Below are 4,338 nucleotides of genomic sequence, written 5' to 3' on the forward strand. Positions count from 1 at the left end.
CCAGTCGAGCATGCGCGGCACGATGCTCACGTCTCCGAGCATGCCCAGGGAAAGGGCCGCGTTGTGCTTGAGCGGCCAGTATTCGCCGTCAAGATGACGCCGCAGGGCGGCGATGGACCCCTTGTCACCCAGAACTCCGGCGGCCAGGGCGGCCACGATCAGGGTATCCCCGTGCTCCTTGCCCCGTTTCTGCTCGAGAACGCCCCGGATGGCCTCCGCGGCCCCGGGGCGGCCTTTGCCCAGGCGGCCGATGACGCGCACGGTGCCGTAACGCGGCCCCCAGCCCGATTTGCACTGATCGCTTGCCAGGACTCTCAACAATCCCGGCAGAAATTCGCCCCAGCCCGCTTCGGCCGCTATGTAACCGATGACGGTCCCCCCTTCGCACCAGGAGAGTTCCCGGCCCCACCCGAGATCCTTCTTATCCTTTCCCTTGCTCCAGGTCACCCTGCGGCCTTCCCGGTCTCCAAGGATGTCCAAAAGCACCGGCCGGGCCTTTTCCGGATCGGCCCGGTACATTCCAACAAAGGCGAGCAACTTATCGTTCGGGGAGGGTTCCTGGTAGGCCATCGATTTGAAGGCTTCGAACATGCGCGGGTCGGCCCGCATGACCGCTCCCCGCACCATCCGCTTGAACCGCTGCCCGTTGCCGACGGCCGCAAGCACCTGATCGAGCTTCGGCAGTTGATCCTCCAGCGGCTGGCCGTTCCAGCGCCCCATGGTCCTCTCGACCGGAGGCAGTTCCGGAGCGGACGCCGGTTGCGACACTCTCCCGGAAGGCTCCGCCCCGTTCCCGGAATCGACCATTTCCACCGCCTCAACGGTGATCGATCGGCAGATGATGTCCTCCCACCGGGAACCGGTTGCGGCAATTTCATAGGTATAGGGGGACTTCTCCACCATGGCGACATGCCGCCGCCCCTTCCCCGCGGCGTCGTCCCAAACATAGGTGACGCGCAGAGCCGTCCCGGGGTCGATCCGGCCCCTGACGGTTATGGTGTTGTTTCCCGGATGCAGCTGGGGAAGCGAATAGATGTTCAACTGCACGGTGTTTTCAAATTCGATCGCCTCAACCCGGCAGTCCCCGGGATTTCCCGCCGCCGTCAATTCCAGCTTCAAGCGGTAGGCGTAACGTCCGAAGGGGGAGTGCAGCCCGGCGGGAGGTTTGGGCCCCTTTTCCGTCACCTCGAACTTCGGGCAGATGGGTACGGTGATCTCCGGATTGCCGATCAATTCATCCGGGGCCTCCCAGATCGCGTTCCAGCTTTTCCCCTCGTCCGAGGAAAACAGGAGCCGTACCCGGTCCGCCGCGGTCCCGCGCCGCAGCCGGAGTTTTACGGCCGCATCGGAGAAGATGTAGGGGGAGCGGAAACGCCACACCGCCGTCGCCCGGCTGCCCACCGCCGCGGGTTGCAGCCTTCCCGGCACCATGTTCGCGGCCGGCTCGGCCAACCCCTTCTCCCACCCCGCGCGGCCCAGGTCGGGGGCATAGCGCCAGACGCCGTTGCCGTAGGTAAAGGGGAGATACGGCCCGCGCTCGTAGTCGGGGACCCTCTGGGCCATCCCCTTGCCCCGCGCGGCGTTGTCCTGGTACGGTTTGCCGACATTGCTCCAGAGCCGCTCGAGTTTCTCCCCGCGCCGCAGGTGCAGTTCCATCCGGTGATCGTTGAAATAGAGATGCCCGTTCCCCGGCAACCCGTACTGGAAATAGCCCGCGTACCATTGGGTCGAAAGCTCGTCCAGGCTCAACAGGCGCTGATAGGAGTCGTTCCAGGCGACATTGCTGTGGGACACATCGAGGCCGTGCCAGCGCTCGACCCCGTCGTAGTCCCGGTAGTGGAGTCCCACGATCGTGTGACTCCCCCGGATGACCTTTTCCGCACGGTACCCCAGGGCGCGCCAGATCTGCTCCACCGCCCGCGCCTGCCCCCCGCACCAGTGCACCCCGTAGACATTGAGCAGCTTGTCGGCCTGGTGCACCACGGCGTGCCCGGCCGGGCCGGGGTTCAGGTGCTCGATCGAGCTCCCGTTCGAATTGTTGTAGATCATCCAGCGCCGCACCCAGCGGTAGACGGCCAGGGCCTTTTCATGATCCGTCCGCGCGCCCGAGAGCCGGATCGCGTCCAGGCCGAAGCGCCGCGCATCGGAGCCGTCGGGCCATCGGTCGCAGCTGACCCAGACACCGGTGGCCTCCGGATCGAGGCTCAGGAAATCCCCGGGGGTACGCTCGGGCGCGCGCCAGTATTCGGCTTCCGGGCTCAACCCGGCACCCTTCCAGATCGCCCCGAGCCTCTGGTAGTAGGGCTCCCTTTCCGCATCCGGCGACGGTGTCCCTTGGGCACAGGCAAGAATGGCCAGAGCCAGAATCAAAGGGGCCACCAGGACGGCCCGGCCGCCTGGACGTGGATCATATGTCATCATCCCGGCCTCATGGCACCGGAGAAATGCCGACCGATACCGGTCCGCCGGTGGCAAAGCGGAGGGTGCCTTCGGCGCTCGCCGTCATTTTGCGGGCCCCACCCTCGGCTCCGGTCACGTTGTAGGCGGCACCCTTTTGCAGATCCACCACCAGGTTCTCCGCCCTGGCTCCGGGAGCCCGGTAGGCCACTTCCCCGCTGACGGGCCCGGTTTTCCCAAAAAGCACCACCCACCCCCCGGTGGAAAGGCCGGCCATCTTCCCATCCTCAGACTCGATCACCTCCGCGGCCGGCATGCGGGAAGTGCGGGTATCCCCGATATGAAGAAGGTGAAGGAAGACGTCGGATTTCCTCGGCTCGACGGGGGACACCTCGATCCGCCAGCGTCCGGCATCCACCTTGTCCAGGATCTTCTTGTCGTCCCCCGTCCGGTTCTTGCCGTTGACCCAGGCCTCGTACCCATCCCCGCCGATCCGGCGGATCACGTGCTTTCGCGGCAGCAGGGTCTGAATAAACAGCCGCCCCGGGTCGCCGGGATCGGGAGGCTGCAATACCCCGTCACCCCAGGTGGCCGTGACGATGCCGCCGCCGAATTCCTCGATATGCCCCGGGACCTCCGCCGAAAGTGCCTTCCCTCCTATAATTTCCGGCTTTCCCTGAAAATGGCAGAGCCACGCTTTGCGCCAGGAGGGATCCAGCGCATTTACCCGGTCGAAAACCACCAGGTTGTCGATTCCGGGCAGGTAGACCATGGAACGGGTGAAAAGGTCGATCTTGGGCTGGTTTTTCCGGATCTTTCCCGATTTCCCCTCCCGCTGCCAGTAGGAGAAGCGAGGATTGTTGTACGCCATGGTGGCATCGCCCGAAACGTAACTGTAGCCATGATCTTCGGCCGCTTCGAACGCCGTGATGTCGCCGGTTTCGAAAAGCCCCGCCTCCACATCGCTCTCCTCGACCTTGCGGCGCAGGTATTCGTCAAAGGTGAAGCACGTCTGCCCGCAGTACCAGCGCATCCGCTGGCCGCCGGCGTTTGTGATCATATTGGGACCCACCAAGTCCCCGGCCCGTGATCCTCCGGCGTGGGTGAACTCGCCGGGCTGGAAAATCAGCATGGTGTTGGTACTGGTCGATTGCGTGAAATAGTGACTGCCGGTGCCGCCGTGAAAGCATTGATCGAGGCCGTAGCTCCCTCCCTGCACCGCCAGTCGCCCCTTGTTGAAAATCCAGAACGCGTTGTTGTGATTCACATGGCTGTGTGTCCAGACGAAGTCGCCGGTCCTGAACTCGATGACGGTGCCATCGGGCGCCCATCCCTTGTCGCGAATCTGGACATAACCCGGACCCTGGCGGCCCCAGAGCTTCGCGAACGCGCCCGCCGGCGGATCCTTGGCCTCTCTCCCGTCGATGGCCTCATCGTAAAAGAGGATTCGGACCAGCTTGCCGTAGGGTCCGCTTTTCGGATCTTCCCCGAGCCATCGTTGGAACCCGTAGAAATCCGTATCCCGGTAGGCCCGGGCCACGGTCCAATATAGATCCTTCCCCTTTATCCTCAATCCTTTGGGATTGTAGTCCCAGGCGACGGCTTCGCTGCGGGTCTTGTCCGGCAGGACCTCGGCCATCATGTAGCGCAGGTGTCCGTGCAGCCAGTCCCCATATTCACGGCGGATGACTTCGTAGATATCTTCGCCTTCCACGGCGCTGGCCCAGTAAGCTATGATCTGGGGCATGATCATACCAATGTTGTAGCTGCTCCCCCCGTGCATCCAGGCGCCGTCGTTGTGCTGCCAAGCTCGAAAATAGTTTCTCTTGAAATAGCCCATCCCCCAACTGCGCAGCTTCTCCGCCTCCGGGTGATCGTCGAGAACCAGACCGGCAGCCAGCACGTCGGCCACCCAGCCCGGCGATCCCCTGTGGGTCCAGA

At 64.0% G+C, this 4,338-nt stretch carries 2 protein-coding genes; both read right to left on the reverse strand.

Features of this window, described 5'->3' with window-relative positions; translation table 11 throughout:
* Nucleotides 1-2,421, reverse strand: a 2,421-nt coding sequence (locus tag GXY47_12725; GenBank protein ID NLV32006.1) for a HEAT repeat domain-containing protein, incomplete at its 3' end; no start/stop codon positions are given.
* Nucleotides 2,422-2,428: 7 nt separating this feature from the next.
* A partial coding sequence (locus GXY47_12730; GenBank protein ID NLV32007.1) for a hypothetical protein occupies nucleotides 2,429-4,338 on the reverse strand: 1,910 nt, incomplete at its 5' end.

The organism is Acidobacteriota bacterium, from assembly GCA_012729555.1.
GTDB lineage: Bacteria > Acidobacteriota > UBA6911 > UBA6911 > UBA6911 > UBA6911.